The organism is Streptomyces sp. NPDC093261, from assembly GCF_044753645.1.
Lineage (GTDB): Bacteria > Actinomycetota > Actinomycetes > Streptomycetales > Streptomycetaceae > Streptomyces.
Window position 1 is genome coordinate 125,243 of the sequence record NZ_JBIVNO010000020.1, and the last position, 16,113, is coordinate 141,355.

Here is a 16,113-nt window from a genome sequence, read left to right on the forward strand (position 1 = left end):
AAGGGCCCGGGCCGGCTCGGGACTCCGCAGGGAGCAAACCGGCCGCCGCACGTCGCGAGGCCAGCCTGTGGTGCGCGTCCGGCGGTCGGAGTTCGGTGACGCACTGCGTGGGGCGGCGCCCGGGGTCGTCAGGCCAGGAGCGTGCCCGTAATGGAGCGCCTGCAGTCGGTCCCCCGGCCACGAGGGGGTGCCGGGAAGGAGCCGCGAAGGCCGCATGACGAAGGCGCCTACGGTCGCTGGGCCGCCCGTCCGGCTCACCCCGGACGGTACACCGGTGAGGTGGCCGCATAGCGGTCCCGGGCATCGGTGTTGGCGGTGCGGAGGGCGGCCAATTGGGCGTCGAGCCGCCGCTCGAACTCGGAAAGCCGGTTGTTCGTATGGGCCTGAGCCCATTCGAGGTAGAAAGCCGCATTGGGAGAGTGCCCGTCGTGCAGGACGTCCACCGTGGCCGGTTGCGCGGCCTGCGCGGTGTGCAGGACCACTCGCACAACCTGCGGGGCGATTTGCTGCGGCTGAAAACCCAGCAACTCACCCGCCGGAATCGACCAGCGCTGCATGCGTCCGAAATAGGCGATCGTGCCGAGGCTCAGCACCATGGCACCGGCATCCACTGGGGAGAGTTGCTGCCGGTCGGCGAGCTGTCCGGCCTGGCCGGCGCCGAGGGTGACCGCGGCCGGGCCGAGGGGGACGGTGAGCGCGCCGAAGAGGCCTCGGAGCGGGCCGGCGGTGGTCGTCATCGCCAGCAGGTTGGCGCCGCAGATATGCAGCGGCGGGTCGTCATGCGGCCAGCCGTAGAGCATGGAGCGGGCAATGGAGAGGGGAGAGCCGTCCGGTGCGTACGGGTCGGCCAGCACGCGGGCGGTCGCCTCGGCGGCGGACTGCTCCCCGCGCAACTGGGCGAGCGATGTCTCCAGGGCCGCTTCCGGATGGCCGACCTGGTCGATGCGGCCGAAGTCGGGAAGCCAGTGGGTGATGCCGCACACCGGGCATGGCCGACCTGGTGTGGAGATGCCCGCCTGGCCGCAGCGGGCACAGTACAGCGGTCGGCCGAACTGGTTCATGACGTCACCGGTCCGACAGCACGACGCTGCCGAGCACCATGTCGGCCCAGGTCTGCCGCTTGTTGTGCCACAGCGGCCACAGGTAGCCGAGGGGGATGACGATGACGACCGCAGGGAGGTAGTCGATGATGTGCAGCAGGTGGCGGCCGAAGGCCTGGCCGACCCCGAGGGGCTGCCCGTCGCTCTCGCGGACGACACGGATGCCGACCACCCGCTTGCCGAGCCCTTGCCCAGTGCGTCCCTCGCCGACGACCTGATAGATCACATACCCGAAGAACCAGGCAATGCCGAGCAACAGGAATAGCACCACTCCGGCGCCGAGCGTCTGCGCCGAGGCAATACCGATGACGAACAGGATGAACGGCGGCACGATCGCAGCGAGGTAGTCGATGAGGAATGCGCCTGCCCGCTGTCCCCAGTTCGCCAGCGGCGGGCCGAACCAGGCCGTTCCGGTGAGGAATCCGCTGCCGGACGGTGGCTGCGGGGAGGTGGGGAAGCCGTACGCCGCCCCCCTGGGGGGAGGTACGTGCCACTGGCCGGAGGCCGGGCCGCCGTACGAGCCGACGCCGCCATACGCTCCGGGGCCCACGGAAGTGGCCGAGGGATCCCCCGCGTTGCCGGCACCGGCGCCGAGGCCCTCACCGGGCTGGGTGCCGGCGTGAGGCGTGTACGCCCAGGGCGCCGGCGCGGGAGCGTCCGGCGGGGGCGCTGCCCTCCAAGGTGGCACAGTCGCGTCGCCGCTGTCCTTGCTCAGACTCCACGGCCGGGGCGGCGGCACCGTCCCCTCAGGCGGCGCCTGTGCAGGAGGAGCGACCGGAGCCCCGCAACCGGCGCAGAACCGGTCGTCGGCGTGGCGTGACGGCATTCCGCAAGCAGGGCAAGGCAATCCGGACTCCAGGGTCAATGGTTCGTGGCGCGCTGTGGGGTCCGCTGCCGTGTCGAAGATGTGAAGATCCTCTCCGGTGCATGGGGAGCAGTCAATATGTGTTCAGCAATTTCGCCGACGACAGGGGGACCGTGGCGGCAGCCGACACCCTCCACGACATCTTCGAAGTCCACGTCCTGTGGCGTACCAAACAAGGCTGGAGCGGCCAGGACACCGAAACCGCCCTCGGCACCGACCCGGCATGATCCCCGGCCGCCCGTTCCGCCCAAAACCACCGACCGCGCCGTGCACAGATGTCACGGTGTCCGTAACAACTTCCACACCGCCCAAGGGGGGCCCGTGCGCCGTATCGTCTCGGCTGTCGTTCTGCTCGCTGTCCTGCCTCTCGCCGCCTGCTCCGCAAGAACGGCTTCCGGGGCAGCACCGGCCGTTACCGTGACCCGCACCGTGCCGGCCTCGGTGTCGCCCACGACGGCCCCAACCGCCAGCCCTACACCGACGTCTGCGGCGCCGGCCACGACGACCGTCATGCCCAAGACGGCGCCCCCGGCGGCCCCTCGACCGCATCTGACCAACGCCTCGGCGGTAATCTCGCAGTACTACCAGGACATCACCGATCACGACTATGCGGCCGCTTGGGCGCTCGGCGGCTCGAACATCGCCGGGACGACCTATGACCGGTGGGTGGCCGGGTTCGCCACCACCCAGAGCATCACGCTCGGCACCATCAGCGGGTTTGGAGCCTCCCGCGTCCACGCCGTCCTGTATGGCACCCAGACCGACGGCACGCTCAAGACGTATGCCGGCAACTACACCGTGGCCGAGGGCATCCTCGTCGGCGCCTCGATCCGCCAGACCAGCTGACGGTCAATAGGTGCTCCTCCCGTCAGGCTCCGCTGAGGGCGAGACGGAGTTCCCCAGCAAGCCGGCCCTCTGCTATTCGGCACTTGGGCCTGAAGTCGAAGGCCGTCCCGCCCAGCGCCCGGTTTGTCCTCTGCGTCAGCCCTGCAGCGGCGGATAGTCGGTGTAGCCGGCGGCGTCCGGGCCATAGAAGAGGTCGGGCTTGGGTTCGGCGAGGGGCGCGTGGGAGGCGAAGCGTGCCGGCAGGTCCGGGTTGGCGATGAACGGCTGCCCGTAGGCGACGAGATCCACCAGGTCGTCGGCGAGGAGGGCGTTGCCCTGGCGCTGGTCGATCCCGACGTTCGCGATGACGGTGCCCTGGTAGACCTTCCGGAAGTGCCGGAACATCTCGTCTCCGGCCAGCCCTTCCAACGGCCCTCCGGCGGGATCTGCCATCATCCCCATGAGCAGCAGATGAGACAGGTCTTAGTCGTTGAGGCGTCCGATCACGTACTCGCTGTCCGCCAGCGCGTCGGCCCCGGCGACGAACTCTCCCCTCTCCGACCAGGCAGGCCCGGCCTTCACCCCGACACGCCGCAGGTCTACGAACTCGCCGACAGCTTCGATGATCTCGAAGAGAAACCGGGAGCGGTTCTCGATCGAACCGCCGTAGTCGTCCGTGCGCACATTGGTGCGGGGGTTCAGGAACTGGCTGATCAGGTAGTTGAATCCCGCCTGCAGCTGGACGCCGTCGAACCCTGCCGCCATGGCGTTGCGGGCGGCTGTCGCGAAGTCGTTGATCGTCCTTCGGATGTCGTGCTCCGACATGGCCATGGGCACCGTGGTGGGCTTTCGGCCGGCCGGTGTCGGGGCAAGCAGTCCTGGGTTCACGGCCGAGGGCGCGAGCGGCGGCCGGCCGTCGAAGAAGTCGGGGTGCGAGGCGGACCCGGTGTGCCACAGCTGGGCGAAGATGACGCCGCCCGCACCGTGGACCGCGTCCGTCACCGGTTTCCAATGAGCAACCTGCTCGTCGGTGAACAGACCCGGCACGTCGTGCCATCCGACCGCCTCGGGGCTGATCCACACACCCTCGGAGATGATCAGACCGGCAGACGCCCGCTGCGCGTAGTACTCGGCATGCGACTCGGTGGGCAGCAGTTCGCGGTTGCGGGCCCACGACCGCGTCATCGGGGCCATGACCACGCGATTGTCGAGGGGGACGTCACGCATCCGGTAGGGCTGGAGCAGAGGCTGGGTCGAAGGCATTTTCACTTCTCCCGACGGGAAGGAGACACCCTTAATGCACGGACTTGTGCGTTAGGTTGAGGCTAGCACCAGCGAAGTGCTAACGCAAAGACTTGTGCTTCAAGGAGGCCGATCGGTAGCCGCATCCCACCCCGCGCGGACGCCGCACAGCCTCAGGACGCGCTCCCGGCCGGACGGCGGCAGCCACCCACAGGGAAGTGGGGCTCAGGCGGACCTGTCGCAGAGGTCGTCGACGTATCTGCGCACATCCAGTTCGGACAGCGTCCAGGGCAGGAAGATCACCCGGTAGATGATGGGAGCCACGACCTTGTCGACGATCTGGTCGTCGGTGAAGGTACTGCCGGGCCGACCGGCGAAGGCGGCCGCTTCCGCCCGGCGGTCACGCAGGCAGTCCGACTCGCTCTCGCCCGCCGCAGCGGCCCCGCCGCGCAGCAGGGCCGCATTCACCGGCTTGCTGTAATGGGTGATCAATTCCTGTGCCCACGCGGTCAGATCGGCGCGCAGGTCCCCACTGTCGGGGAGACCGCGATCCGGGTCGAGCCGGTAGGTCGCCAGATCGTTGATCATGGTGCGGGCGTCGCCCCACCGCCGGTAGATGCTGGAGTGGTTGACTCCCGCCCGCTCCGCGACCATCGGGACCGTGACGGCGTCACTGCCGTGCTCGGCGATCAGTTCCTCGACGGCCTTCCTGATGGACATCAGCACCACGGCGCTGCGGCCACCGGTGCGCCGGCGCGGGGACGATTCAGCAACCATGCACCGCATCGTAACGCACACCACTTGGCATTAATGGGCTTCCGAGTCTACCGTGAATCTAACGCACAAACTTTGGCCTTAAGGAGCCCGAGGTGTTCCGCACCGTTTCACGGCAGGACCGAGGCCCCGCTCGCGTGGCTTATGAACCCGCTGTGGCCATCGGAGCCGACACCACTGCCTTGGGCGTCACCCCGTCCCAGATGCTCACGGGCGCCTACGTCCTGCGTGGCCACCCGGCCGGCACCGCGCAGGACGTCGAGGAGGCCATGGCCTTCAGCGTCCTGCACGGCATCCGGCCGATGACCGAGACCGTGCCACTGGACGACGTGGACACCGCCTTCCAGAAGATGCTGACCGGCAAGGCGCGCTTCCGGATGGTGCTCGCCCCCGGCTCATGACCAGCCATCAGAACGTCAGGTGGGCCCACGTCCGCAAGCCCTTCCACGGTATCCGCCCTGGAAATCCGGTACGGCAAGAGGCCTTGCGGACAAACATCACCCAGGCGTCGGCCGGCAGACGCCGGGGCGACCGACAGAACCCGAGGCCGGACATCCCCGAGCGACCGGACACCCCGTCCGAACAACAGGAGGCGATCGACATGGGCGCAGGCCCCATCCTTGTCACCGGAGTCGGTGGCACAGTCGGCGGAGTCGGAAACATGGTCCTCGACCATGTGCGTGCGAACGGTGTGCCGGTGAGGGCCCTGGTGCATCACGACGACGAGCGGGCCGCGGCGCTGCGGGCCCTGGACGGGGTGGAGGTGGTGGTCGGCGACCTCACGCGCGGCGCCGACGTGGTTGACGCACTCTCGGGCTGCCGCCGCGCCTACTTCGGGATGAGCGTGTCCCCCGTCTACCTGGAGGCCGCCACAACGGTCGCGGCGGCCATCCAGGAGGGTGACGGCCTCGATCTGCTGGTGAGCATGTCGCAGATGACGGTGTCGCAGATGAGCCTCACCAGCGCCACCGAATCCCGGCAGCAGCGACTGCACTGGCTGTCCGAGCATGTCCTCGACTGGTCGGGGGCGCCGGTCGTACACGTGCGGCCCACGGTGTTCATGGAGAACCCGCTCTTCGCCCGGGTCGCAGCCGCCTCGGTCCAGCGTGACAGCACGATCCGTCTCCCGTTCGGCTCCGCCCGGACCTCTCCGGTCGCCGCGGCCGACGTGGCGGAGGTGATCGCACACCTCCTGCTCGCCCCGACCCCGCCATCCCGCCGGGTCTACGAACTGACCGGCGCACGGTCCCGTGACATGAATGCCATCGCCGCCGAACTCTCCACCGCCCTGGGCCGAACCGTGACCTACGTCGACGTGCCCTACGAGGAATGGCTGGAAGACGACCTGAAGAAGGCGGACCTGCCACCCCACGTCTTCGAACACATCGCCACCATGGCCCGACTCCACCGCGATAACCGCTACGACCGCGCCACGAACGACATCACCGAACTCCTCGGACGCTCCCCGCTCGGGATCAACCACCTCCTGAGCAACACACCGGCCCCGCAGCCCCAGCGTCGGCCGTGATCTTGGCTCGTGGGGAATGGCCTCGGACTCCAACCCCTGCACCCAGGGTCGCAGGGCGGGGCGCGGTGGGGCGAATTCTGGCCGGAGAGGGTCATCAGCTCGCGGCGTTGCGGGCCAGGCGCTTGAGCTCGCGGACGGTGCGGATGACCTCCTGGTCGGGGGCGGCCTCCTTGATGTCGTACGCCAGCGTCAGTGCCTCCTCCAGCTTCGGCCGGGTCTTCACGCGCATGCTGATCTTCTCGGAGAAAATCCGCTTGCAGACCGGTTCGAGCGCGTCGAGCCGGCTCTGCAACTCCTGCTGGGCGGTCGAGCAGCGGGCGTACCCGATCCGGATCGGCTTGGCCGCCGCGGCGGCCGGCTGAGCCTCGACGGGCGGCCCCGGCTTCCACGGCCGTCCCGGGCCGCGGTCTTCGGGCACCAGGACGTCGAGTTCCCCGCGGAGCGCGGGGACGAGGATGAAGCGGGCGGTGTGGTACTTCGTCGCGGTCTCCCGCCGCGGGTGCGGCACGGACTCCCGGCGCGGCTTCACACTGCGGGCAATCACTTCGTTCTACCGCGATTACGGCTTGAGCTTGCGTCAGATCCACTGCCCCGGTTTTGAGAGGACTTCTGCGAATCGCAACCTGGGGAAACGTGATCGACTTCGGGGCTCTCGCAGAACTCTCGCAACTGTTCCTTTGCACGAGCAAGATCAATCACAGGCCGCGGGACTCCCTCTGATCCCGGATTCGTTCGCAGAACCCGTTCTCACTCGAAAGCGGGACGGGCCCCCTCCTGTGACTTGCATGGTGCGCAAACTCGCCCATGACGGACCCTCAGCCCCCTTGTCAGCTTCTGAAGTCGTCTGCGTGAATGAGCAGAGTCGCCTGCACGCGCCGGCGGCGGATCTCTGAGCCGGTGTGAGTGTCGGGCTCACGGCCCGCCCGTTGCTGGGGCTCGGGTCTCGGTAAACGCGGTAGCGGTCTCGGCGGTGGTGATGGTTTGCAGCAGGGCATCCCTGGCTGCATTGATCTCGGCCGATCGCTGATCAAGGGTGCGCAGTTGGGCGCGGAGCGTGTCCAGGACGCCGGGGCAGGGCAGTACGGCGGCCTCGGCGTTGGTGCAGGGAAGGATCTGGCGGATGATGCGGGTCGGTAGTCCCGCTGCGAGGAGGGCCCGGATCCGCAGGACGGTCGCGGGGGCAGTCTCGTCATAGGTTCGGTATCCGTTGGGCTGGCGTCCGGGCCGGAGCAGCCCTGCCCGTTCGTAGTAGCGCAGGAGGCGTTCGCTGGTCCCGGTCCACTTGGCCAGTTCTCCGATGAGCACAGTCTGTTCTTCCTCTCGGGTTTGACCCTCCAACGGTGTCAAGGAGCAACAGTGGGTCCGCCCTGCCGCATTCCGGCGGCCCGCTCTCCTTCGGAGGAACCTGTGATCATTGATGCCCACAGCCATGTCCACGACCCGGTCGGAAGCCACCTTGCCGCCCTGGACGATGCGGGAGTAGATCGCGCGGTGCTCTTCGGTACCCGCCCGCATCCGGAACGGGCTGTTGATCTCGTATCGCTGCGTCGCGAGATGAGCGTCCTCGACAATGCCCTGGCGGGCCGTGGGAACAGCGTCGACGGCTACCGCACCGCCTGGGCGGAGCTGCACGAGACCCTGGCCGCGCACCCGGGCCGGTTCATCGGGTTCGGCTCCGTGCCGCTGGACCTGCCCGAGGAGGACATCGCGGTCCTGATCGACCGCGAGGTGGTGGGGCGCGGACTGCGGGGCTTCGGGGAACTCACGCCTCCCGCGGGGGAGGCTGCCCGGATCGAGCCCGTGCTCGCCGCGGCGCATGACCATGGCGGGCTGCCTGTCGTTGTCCATGGTTTCGCTCCCACCACCGCGGAAGACCTGCGCACCCTGTCCCGTCTCGCCGCGCGATACCCGGCGGTTCCACTGGTGGTCAGCCAGCTCGGTGGGATGTACTGGATGGAGGCCATCGAACTGGTGCGGGACACGCCGAGCATGTATCTGGAAATGTCCACGGCCAACATCATCTTCGCGGTGCGGCTGGCGATCCGTGAGATCCCTGAGCGGACACTGTTCGGCTCGGACGCCCCCTACGGTGACCCGGTGCTCGCCCGCACCACCATCGAACGGGTCACCCCTCCCGGCGAGGTACGTGACCGGGTGCTGGGAGGAACCCTGGGCAAGCTCCTGGGCATCCTCTGAACCGACGCCCTCCTCGACGTCGGGCCGCCCCACGGTTTCCGCACTGCTACTACGCCTGGAGGTAGCGGTGCAGGGAGGACCCGGCGTCAAGGAAGCCTCCAAGGCCGCGTTGGCCACCAACGACCCCAAGGCGCTGGCTCCGTCCATCGCCAACGGCCGGTACGCGGCCCGCAACGACGACGAACGCGTCGCCGCGTCGAAGCTGGTCAACGCCGACGGGCCCGAAGTGCAGGCGGCCGCCAAGATCGCCCTGTCCGGTCCAGCCGACGAACTGCACGACTTCCTCCAGGTCGGCCGGTACATGGCCGACCGCAAGGACCAGCTCGCCGCCACCCACAACGCGCAGATGCAGCGCCTGACCGCCGAGGCGTCCGGCATCGCCGCCACGGCCCGCCAGAACAGCCGGCTCGCCGCCAAGGCCGCGGCCGACGCGCACAGGGCCGCGACCGACGCGAAGAAGGCAGCCGACCAAGCCGCCAACTCCGCCCACCAGGCCCAGGGCTACGCCCACGACGCCGACACCGCCGCCACCAGCGGCGAGAACTGGGCCCACCAGGCCGCCCGGTCCGCGACCACCGCCCGCAACGCCGCCGACGCCGCCGACCGCGACGCCGACAACGCCACCGCTTCCGCGGCGCAGGCCCAGTTCGACCCCACCCACGCCGCTCCTCCGCCGAACAGGCCGACCAGGCTCAGCCGACGCACACGACTCCGCAATCGCCGCCGGCAAAAGCGCCAAAGAAGCGCAAGCCCAGGCCTCCCAGGCCTGGCAGATCACCATGGACAAGCGCCGCGCCCAGCAGGCCGAAGCCCGACGACAGGCCGAAGCAGCACGCAAGGCCCAAGCAGAAGCGAAGAAGAAGCAACCGCGGGTCTGCACCCCCAGCCCCAACCACGAGATCGCAGGCTACCTGCCCTGCGCACTCGCCCCCGGCGACTTCGTCGTCGACACCACCCCACCCGACCCGACCCTGACCGCCATCACCTGACAACTCCTCGGCCTCAACGACATCAAGGACTGCGTCAACAACCCCGCCCTCGGCACATGCGCCTCCGCCGCCATGGGCGTCCTCCCCGCCGTCGGCGAACTCGGGGCTGCCGCAAGGATCGCGAAGGGAGTCGAAGGTGCGGTCAAGGAATCACGCCCCATCTGGGGGCAGTCAAGGCGACACAGCCGAACTACCCTGGAAGCGCTCTGCCGAAATCCTTCGAGCTCAGTGCCGACGAGGCAAACGTCTGGGTACACAGAAACGCAACCGAACATATCGCGGAATACATGTCGACATGGCCAAACAAGGCTCGACCAAGGCGCAGATAGACCTGGCAACTCGGGCGCAGCTCGAAAGTCTGCAGGCAGCGGTAAGCGAGGCCGCAAAGGGCGGTATCCCCTTTGATAAAGTAGTGGTGGCCGGTGGATGGGAACTGAAGTTCAGTGCCCCGAGGAGTGAGGGACAACTCCCCGCATGGATTCACGCCCTACCCCTAGAATGATTGGCGATCCACATGATCCGAGTAATTGATACATTGACCTGCGCAGGGGTGAGTTCGGAGAGCGATCCCTGGATCCCCATGAAGGTCACCTGGGAGCCACGCCCTGCGGACACCCCCTTGTATCTGAGGATCACGGGCTCCAGCGGTGGAGAGGTCGAGCTGAAGGTCGATCCCGCTACCGGAATGCTGGTGCAGGCGATCGTCCTCGAGGAGCCCGGGCAGGCCGAGGCAACCGACCCCCTCTCCCTCGAGGAAACGCAGGATCATTCCCCGGTCGTCGATCGTGCCCCATGGGGGCCGACGCACGGTCCGGACGGTACGGCGTACAGCACCTCGGTGGTGTCGGTCGTCGAGGACCTGGGATTCGTGCGGACCGCCGGTCGCGTTGAGTTGGTCTTCTTGCATCAGAAGCCCGCGCGTTATGTGCACTGCGGGAACGTGACAGTCGCGCTGTCCGACAGGGGCGCCATCGCAACGATCAGGGCCATCCTGAACAGTGGCGTGCCCGCCGAGTCACACCGAAGCGGCCGCCGGGTGAGGTTGACGCCGCGCCCGGCGGTCGTCGCGACGGATGACGCGGCCTTGGTGCAAGCACCTGCAGGAATCGGTTTGCCGAGATGGGCGGGCGGCCTTCGCGGGTACACAGCGGGGTGCGGAACAACCGGGCCGGACACCCCAGGTTGGTCACGCAGCAAGTGTCGGGAGTCTGTGATTGTGCCGGAAGAGACGTACGCACAAGAGCTTGACTATATCGTGAATTACACCCGTGAGAGCCTGGTCTACTTCGACATCGTCCGGGATGCGGCCGAAAAGGTCGTCGGATCAGAAAATGCAGAAGACCAGATCCAGCAAGCCACACTGAGACTCGTCTCAGATATGATCGAACGAGGTGTGGAGGTAGGGGAACCCAACTCCGACGCAGACGAGGACCTGATTCCATGGAGCATGTCGAAAGATGAGGTGTTGAATCACATCGCCAGAGAAATGGCGATACGCGACGACCCCGGCGATTTCATCGACATCTGCTGGTTCAGGTCCGTCTGAGTCCACACGCGGAAGGGGCCTTGGCCGCAGCGGGTCTGCGGCCAAGGCCCCTTCTGTCAGGAGGCGTCGGTCCGCGAGAAGACGTACTCGTCCAGCAGGATACCGATGGCGACAGCGGCCGGCACGGCGACCAGGGCGCCGATGATGCCCAGCAGCGCTCCACCGGCGAGAACACCCACGATGGTGACGACGGGATGCACGTCGACGGCGTACTTCATGGCACGCGGCATGATCAGGTAGTCCTCGGCGAGACGGAAGGCGATGTAGAAACCGGCTGTGGCACCGGCGATCGGCAGGGAGACCGACAGGGCGACCAGGCTCACGGCCACGCCCGCGATCGTCGAGCCGACGACGGGGATCAGGTCCATCAGCGCGACGAAGAAGCCCAGGGCGGCCGGGTACGGTACGCCGACCGCCGCGCACCAGGCGAAGGTCGCCAGACCCGCGATGCCGGACGTCGCGAGGTTCGCCAGCATGAACCGGCCCGTCCGGGTGAGGATCTCGTCCGTCACCGCCTCCACCCGCCTGCGTCTGCCGGCGGCGACGAAGCGCAGGCAGAACTGCTTGATCACGGGCAGGGCCACCATCAGATAGATGGTCACGACCATCACGATGACGGCCGACGTGATCAGGCTCAGCACCATTTTTCCCGCGCCCAGGAGCCCGCCCAGCACGCTCGAGCCACCCGAGGACAGCGCGGAGCGCACCTTGGAGATCAGGTGGTAGCGGTCCTCCAGGTGGCCGAGGAAGGTGTGCCGGTCGTGGAGTTGGGTCAACCAGCTCGGGATCGCCTTGGTCAGTGCCCCGATCTCGTCCGTGACCGGCTGGGCGATCAGCGCGACGAACCCTGCCAGGCAGAGCGCGAAGACCACGAGAACGATCAACACCGCCCAGCCCCGCCGTATACGACGCCTGGTCAGCAGGGCCACGAGTGGCTCCAGACCGATGGCGATGAAGACGGCCGCCAGAAACAGGGTCAGCAGCTCGCCGATCTGCAGGACCGTGTGCACGGCCAGCCAGGCGAGCGTCGCGCCGAGCCCCAGGCCGAATCCCGCCCGCACCCAGGACCCGCTCCGCACGGTGAGTCCCGGCCGCGCGTTCCCGCGTCCGCCTCCGTCCCGGCCCGTACGCCGCAGTCGCGCGGCATCGGACGGCGTGCGGGCGGCCGGGCCTCTCACCGTCCGCGCACGGCGTCGTCCGGGCGCGCCGTAGCCGCGTGCCATGAGCAGCTCACCTCCTCGCGTGCCGCACGGTTCAGGATCTCGGTACCCGGCCACGCCCCGTGTCCAGGCTTTCCGCACACCAGCGGATTCCCGGGAGTCTCACGCACTGCGAATTCCCGCTCCCCCGGGCCTCACACCGGCGGCGCCTGCAAATGGACGAGGGGCCTCCACCCTCCCGCCCAGCGGGAAGGCGCACCTCGCCCGAATTCCCTGCCAAGTAGGCGCGTTGATGCCCCGTCATCCGCTACGCGAGGCCGGAGAGCCCAGGGACGCTCGGCACCGCCGGGGCGGCGGCCCGGACGAAAGCGGTACGAGGGGGTCGGCTAGGGTCCGTCTTCAAACGGATCTTGCCCACAGCAGGAATGACGCGAGCGTGACCGCTGCCTGGTAGGAGGTGGCGGTCTTCTCGTGTCTGGTGGCGATGCCGCGGAAGCCTTTGAGCTGGTTGAAGCAGCGCTCGATCATGTTGCGTCGGCGCTAGGTCTCCCAAGGCAGTGCACCGGGTGTTTTCCACCGCAGGTCAGGGGGCGTTCTTCGAAGGCCATGTGCATGCCTGGCTGAGAAGGCGAGCCGGATGCTTGCGCGGTCCTTCCGACCGCGCAAGCACGTCTCATGCGCCGGTAGTTCCGTCGATCTGCTCCCGGATGAGGTCGGCATGACCGTTGTGACGTGCGTATTCCTCGATCATGTGCACCATGATCCAGCGCAGGGAGACTCCCAGCGTGCCTCCCACTGGGGCGCATCACCGCCACAGGCACGCACGTACGCGAGGACGACCGGCAAAGTGGGCAGCCGCTCACCTCCGGCTGTGACAGGGTGCTCGCTCCCTGCCCGGTGCGCTGTGCCATCACCCGGTACGGCGGCCTGCCGGCCTCCGCGCGCAGCTTGCGTAGCTCGGCAGTGAAACGCTGCACCGGCCCCTCGCCCGGATCGAGTGGGCTTTCCGGACGCCCCGGCATCGATAGCACCCCCAGCATGCGTCCGCCTCCCCCGTGGACGCGGTGCGATGGCCCGCCACGCTACGCACGCCCGTGACTGGAGGGCAAACTCGGGGCGCCTTCTTTGGTCAGCGCCGCAATGGGCCAGGTGTTCGTCCTCCTTGCTGGTGTCCAGGCACCCATATCAACAACGAAAGGACACAGCATGGCCATCACTACCGTGTGCAAGCGGATCGGGCTTGCCGGCGCCGCACTGTCCCTGAGTGCAGGTCTCGCCGCCGCCATCCCGGCCCAGGCCAGCGCCGAAACAGCAGCGCCTCTCGTCCTTCACCGGACCCGACTGCGGACCCAGGTCGGCGGCGGCGCGAACGGATACGTCGACATCAAGCAGACGTACTCCGGCAACGGCTCCTACACAGGGAGGATGACCGGCACGCCTCCGGGGACTGCAGCGACCGCAGTCATCCTGATGACGACGCGGGACTCCGTGCCGCCCTCCGCCTCGCCACGGCCCGGCGACTTCCGGGCTGCACGGCCGGTCCGGACGACTGGTTCGCCCGCTAGTGGACCTGGTTCACCATGTCCTGCGTCGCCTTGATGACGACATCGGGCCGGTCGATCGGGATGTCGTGCGAGCTGTGGTCCGCCATGGCCAAGCGGCGGTTGGGTGCGGCGTTGACAAACTCCTGCTGGGCTTGCCGCCACAGCTGCGCGTCAACGGGTGTGGGGAACGGGGTCTGGGAGGACACGATCGCGGTGGCGGGGACATTCGTGGGCCAGGACAGCTTGTGGTAGGCGAGATGCACCGGCCCGTAGTGGTCGGCCAATGCCAGGAGTTGACGCGTCGCTGGAGTGAGCGGCTTACCCTTGAGCGCATCGATCCGCTGTTGGTTCACCGCGGCGAATTTTTCGGTCTCGCTCTTGGTGAAGAACTGCGGGAGGCTTGCGTCCACCAGGACCGCCCCCGCGACGGAGTGCGCGTGGTCCCTGACGTAGTAGGTGGCGATCTCCCCGGCAAGGGAATGCGACACCAGGATCACGTTCTTGGTGGCGTTCAGTTGTGTCAGTCCCGCCGCAAGGTCGGAAGCAGCGTTCTGCGCCCTCCACGGCCCGGGAACGTAAGGGCTCTTGCCCTCACCGGAGCGGTCGTAGGTGACGATTTCGGAGCCGGTCTTCTTGGCGAGAGTGGGCACGATCTTTTTCCAGTACGACGCGTCGAGCCCGCCCCCTGCGTCTAGGACGATGGCCGGGAGGTGACCGGGTGTCACGTAGAACGCCAGTTTGTGTCCGTTGGCGGTAATCATGTGCAGCCCCGGCGATGGCACAGCCGCGGTCGTCGCGGCCCGGGACGAGGTGGCGGCTGGGTGAGCTTTTGCCGCGGCGTCCGTGCCGCAGGCTGCGAGTCCGCCGGCCACGGCCACGGTGGCTGCCAGGGCCAGGGCGGTGTGCCGCAGACGCCTGGACCGGATGGCGGGGTTGATCATGGGACGCCCTCCCAACATGATGAAGTAGGGGCTGGGATCGCCGGTCGGTGACCTCGATCTGGCCTACGTTTCTGTTGCATCCCAATTTCATCGACTGCGCCGCCGGTGACGATGGTGCTCGTCCCCCACTTGGGCGTGGGGGTAGCCCCACCGCCATCGTTCAGATCTCCGGCGCCCCTCCCCTGGAATCTCACAAACGGTCCTTCGTCGGGGCGAGATCAACAACCGGGCCGCCGGACCCTCGTTGATCTTGGCTTGGCTCTCAGAACCCGTTCTCACCCAAAATTGGGTTGCACCCCTTTCTGAGACTTGCATTGTGCGCGAGAATCCGGGCCCATGACGGCCCCTCAGCAACCTCCCAACCGGCCGGTCGGACGCCGACGACGTCGAACAGCACACCTGTCCGAAGTGTGACGCACAGCCCGGCTCACCCTGTCGCTCGCGCGGCGGCGCCGTAGCCTCCGCCTACCACACCCGCCGCTTGACCAAGGTGCCCCGACTCGCGAAGACGGTGCGGGTGCCGGCCCCGGCCGACCACGGCCAGGGCCGGCCCTGGTGCCAGGCACCCCGCCCCCGGCGCCCATCGACCCGGATCTGCCGAGCGCGGACATCCGCACGGATACGCCCGTTGCTCGGCGCTCGGGCAGGAACTCGACTCCCAGCTCGATGCGCTCAGCAAGCACGGCATCCCGAGGGACAGGCTCTTGACCCCCAAGATCCTTCGGTCGTCGAGATCACCAGTGCCTTCGTCACCGAGCCGTCGTCACCGACCACGTCCCGCAGATGCCGGAAGCCGAGACGGCGGCACAGCGCCAGACTGGCGGTGTTCTCCGCGCCGACCATGCCGTAGGCCTCCTTCACCCCCAGTTCGTCGGCGGCGTAGCGGAGCAGGCCGCGGACCACTTCGCTGCCCAGCCCCCTGCCCCAGTGCTCCGGGGCGAGGGCGGTGATGAGTTCGTGGCCGTCCACGTTGCCGGTTCTCTTCACCTCCGCGTGGCCGATGTACACGTCCTCCTGCCACACACCCCACACGTCGAAGAGGCGCTTGGGATAGACGTCGGTGAGGATGGCGCGGAAGAGCGCCCGGAGTTCGGCCTCGGGCACCTCGTCCTGACCCATCCAGTGGCGGACCTCCTCGTTGCGCAGCAGTGCTACGAACGCGTCCTCGTCCTCCGGGCGGTACGGCCTGAACTGGAGCCGATCGGTGTGCAGGACGGGTGTCATGACGAACTCCTCGAGGAGACAGGGCCGTTCGGCCCGCGGAGGGTGGTTGGGGGGGAGGAGAGGGCGGGGCCGCCCGGGGCGTGGGCCCCCCCCCGCGGGCCCCGGCCCCCCGCCCCCCGCCCCCGGCGGGGGCCGGGGGCCCCCGGGCGGGGGGGGCCAGACAAACACCGCGCCCCCCC

19 protein-coding genes and 1 pseudogene are annotated in these 16,113 nt (G+C 68.2%); 7 read left to right on the plus strand and 13 right to left on the minus strand.

Features of this window, described 5'->3' with window-relative positions; translation table 11 throughout:
• Nucleotides 1-254 precede the first annotated feature (254 nt).
• Nucleotides 255-1,061, minus strand: coding sequence for a hypothetical protein (locus tag ACIP94_RS31520; RefSeq protein ID WP_402433166.1), 807 nt, complete (start codon nucleotides 1,059-1,061; stop codon nucleotides 255-257).
• Between the two features lie 4 nt (nucleotides 1,062-1,065).
• Complete coding sequence (locus tag ACIP94_RS31525) at nucleotides 1,066-1,650, minus strand: RDD family protein (protein ID WP_402433169.1); 585 nt, start codon at nucleotides 1,648-1,650, stop codon at nucleotides 1,066-1,068.
• Between the two features lie 377 nt (nucleotides 1,651-2,027).
• On the opposite strand from ACIP94_RS31525, the gene ACIP94_RS31530 reads away from it, so the two are divergent.
• Both ACIP94_RS31530 and ACIP94_RS31535 read left to right on the plus strand, forming a co-directional pair.
• Nucleotides 2,028-2,192 (plus strand): hypothetical protein, encoded by a 165-nt coding sequence (locus tag ACIP94_RS31530; RefSeq protein ID WP_402433172.1) that lies wholly within the window; start codon nucleotides 2,028-2,030, stop codon nucleotides 2,190-2,192.
• Between the two features lie 283 nt (nucleotides 2,193-2,475).
• Nucleotides 2,476-2,811: a hypothetical protein gene (locus ACIP94_RS31535; RefSeq protein WP_402433174.1), complete on the plus strand. Its 336-nt coding sequence runs from the start codon at nucleotides 2,476-2,478 to the stop codon at nucleotides 2,809-2,811.
• 135 nt (nucleotides 2,812-2,946) lie between these two features.
• Here the strand turns inward: ACIP94_RS31535 and ACIP94_RS31540 are convergent, their stop codons facing one another.
• The 3 genes from ACIP94_RS31540 to ACIP94_RS31550 all read right to left on the minus strand — a co-directional run bounded on the left by ACIP94_RS31540 (nucleotide 2,947) and on the right by ACIP94_RS31550 (nucleotide 4,809).
• Nucleotides 2,947-3,252 (minus strand): hypothetical protein, encoded by a 306-nt coding sequence (locus ACIP94_RS31540; RefSeq protein ID WP_402433177.1) that lies wholly within the window; start codon nucleotides 3,250-3,252, stop codon nucleotides 2,947-2,949.
• 21 nt (nucleotides 3,253-3,273) lie between these two features.
• Nucleotides 3,274-4,053 carry a hypothetical protein gene (locus tag ACIP94_RS31545; RefSeq protein ID WP_402433179.1) on the minus strand — a complete coding sequence of 260 codons (780 nt, stop codon included), beginning with the start codon at nucleotides 4,051-4,053 and terminating at the stop codon, nucleotides 3,274-3,276.
• A 204-nt stretch (nucleotides 4,054-4,257) separates the two neighbouring features.
• Nucleotides 4,258-4,809 (minus strand): TetR/AcrR family transcriptional regulator, encoded by a 552-nt coding sequence (locus tag ACIP94_RS31550; protein WP_402433182.1) that lies wholly within the window; start codon nucleotides 4,807-4,809, stop codon nucleotides 4,258-4,260.
• Nucleotides 4,810-4,961: 152 nt separating this feature from the next.
• Between ACIP94_RS31550 and ACIP94_RS31555 the strand changes: the two genes are divergently transcribed.
• Nucleotides 4,962-5,207: a hypothetical protein gene (locus tag ACIP94_RS31555; protein ID WP_402433185.1), complete on the plus strand. Its 246-nt coding sequence runs from the start codon at nucleotides 4,962-4,964 to the stop codon at nucleotides 5,205-5,207.
• Between the two features lie 200 nt (nucleotides 5,208-5,407).
• Nucleotides 5,408-6,334 carry an NAD(P)H-binding protein gene (locus ACIP94_RS31560; RefSeq protein WP_402433188.1) on the plus strand — a complete coding sequence of 309 codons (927 nt, stop codon included), beginning with the start codon at nucleotides 5,408-5,410 and terminating at the stop codon, nucleotides 6,332-6,334.
• A 94-nt stretch (nucleotides 6,335-6,428) separates the two neighbouring features.
• Here the strand turns inward: ACIP94_RS31560 and ACIP94_RS31565 are convergent, their stop codons facing one another.
• Complete coding sequence (locus ACIP94_RS31565) at nucleotides 6,429-6,878, minus strand: recombinase family protein (protein ID WP_402433191.1); 450 nt, start codon at nucleotides 6,876-6,878, stop codon at nucleotides 6,429-6,431.
• 368 nt (nucleotides 6,879-7,246) lie between these two features.
• Nucleotides 7,247-7,639, minus strand: coding sequence for a MerR family transcriptional regulator (locus ACIP94_RS31570; RefSeq protein ID WP_402433194.1), 393 nt, complete (start codon nucleotides 7,637-7,639; stop codon nucleotides 7,247-7,249).
• Between the two features lie 102 nt (nucleotides 7,640-7,741).
• On the opposite strand from ACIP94_RS31570, the gene ACIP94_RS31575 reads away from it, so the two are divergent.
• A complete protein-coding gene (locus tag ACIP94_RS31575) occupies nucleotides 7,742-8,530 on the plus strand; it encodes an amidohydrolase family protein (protein ID WP_402433197.1) in 789 nt (262 codons plus the stop codon).
• A gap of 501 nt (nucleotides 8,531-9,031) precedes the next feature.
• On the opposite strand, the gene ACIP94_RS31580 is transcribed toward ACIP94_RS31575, so the two are convergent.
• On the minus strand, nucleotides 9,032-9,235 hold the full coding sequence (locus tag ACIP94_RS31580) for a hypothetical protein (protein WP_402433258.1): 204 nt from the start codon (nucleotides 9,233-9,235) through the stop codon (nucleotides 9,032-9,034).
• Between the two features lie 74 nt (nucleotides 9,236-9,309).
• Here ACIP94_RS31580 and ACIP94_RS31585 point away from each other — a divergent pair, with 74 nt between their 5' ends.
• Together ACIP94_RS31585 and ACIP94_RS31590 are read left to right on the plus strand one after the other, a co-directional pair.
• Complete coding sequence (locus tag ACIP94_RS31585; protein ID WP_402433261.1) at nucleotides 9,310-9,519, plus strand: hypothetical protein; 210 nt, start codon at nucleotides 9,310-9,312, stop codon at nucleotides 9,517-9,519.
• Nucleotides 9,520-10,099: 580 nt separating this feature from the next.
• A complete protein-coding gene (locus tag ACIP94_RS31590) occupies nucleotides 10,100-11,065 on the plus strand; it encodes a hypothetical protein (protein ID WP_402433200.1) in 966 nt (321 codons plus the stop codon).
• A gap of 56 nt (nucleotides 11,066-11,121) precedes the next feature.
• On the opposite strand, the gene ACIP94_RS31595 is transcribed toward ACIP94_RS31590, so the two are convergent.
• From ACIP94_RS31595 to ACIP94_RS31615, 5 genes and pseudogenes are all read right to left on the minus strand, one after another.
• The gene (locus tag ACIP94_RS31595) at nucleotides 11,122-12,288 is read right to left on the minus strand and encodes an AI-2E family transporter (protein ID WP_402433203.1); all 1,167 of its coding nucleotides are present in this window, start codon (nucleotides 12,286-12,288) and stop codon (nucleotides 11,122-11,124) included.
• A 336-nt stretch (nucleotides 12,289-12,624) separates the two neighbouring features.
• Nucleotides 12,625-12,753 carry a hypothetical protein gene (locus tag ACIP94_RS31600; RefSeq protein WP_402433206.1) on the minus strand — a complete coding sequence of 43 codons (129 nt, stop codon included), beginning with the start codon at nucleotides 12,751-12,753 and terminating at the stop codon, nucleotides 12,625-12,627.
• A 145-nt stretch (nucleotides 12,754-12,898) separates the two neighbouring features.
• Nucleotides 12,899-13,015 (minus strand): annotated as a pseudogene (locus ACIP94_RS31605) (DUF664 domain-containing protein); the annotation flags it as partial.
• 771 nt (nucleotides 13,016-13,786) lie between these two features.
• Nucleotides 13,787-14,710, minus strand: coding sequence for an alpha/beta fold hydrolase (locus ACIP94_RS31610; protein ID WP_402433209.1), 924 nt, complete (start codon nucleotides 14,708-14,710; stop codon nucleotides 13,787-13,789).
• Nucleotides 14,711-15,382: 672 nt separating this feature from the next.
• Nucleotides 15,383-15,934 (minus strand): GNAT family N-acetyltransferase, encoded by a 552-nt coding sequence (locus tag ACIP94_RS31615; protein WP_402433212.1) that lies wholly within the window; start codon nucleotides 15,932-15,934, stop codon nucleotides 15,383-15,385.
• Nucleotides 15,935-16,113: the final 179 nt, after the last annotated feature.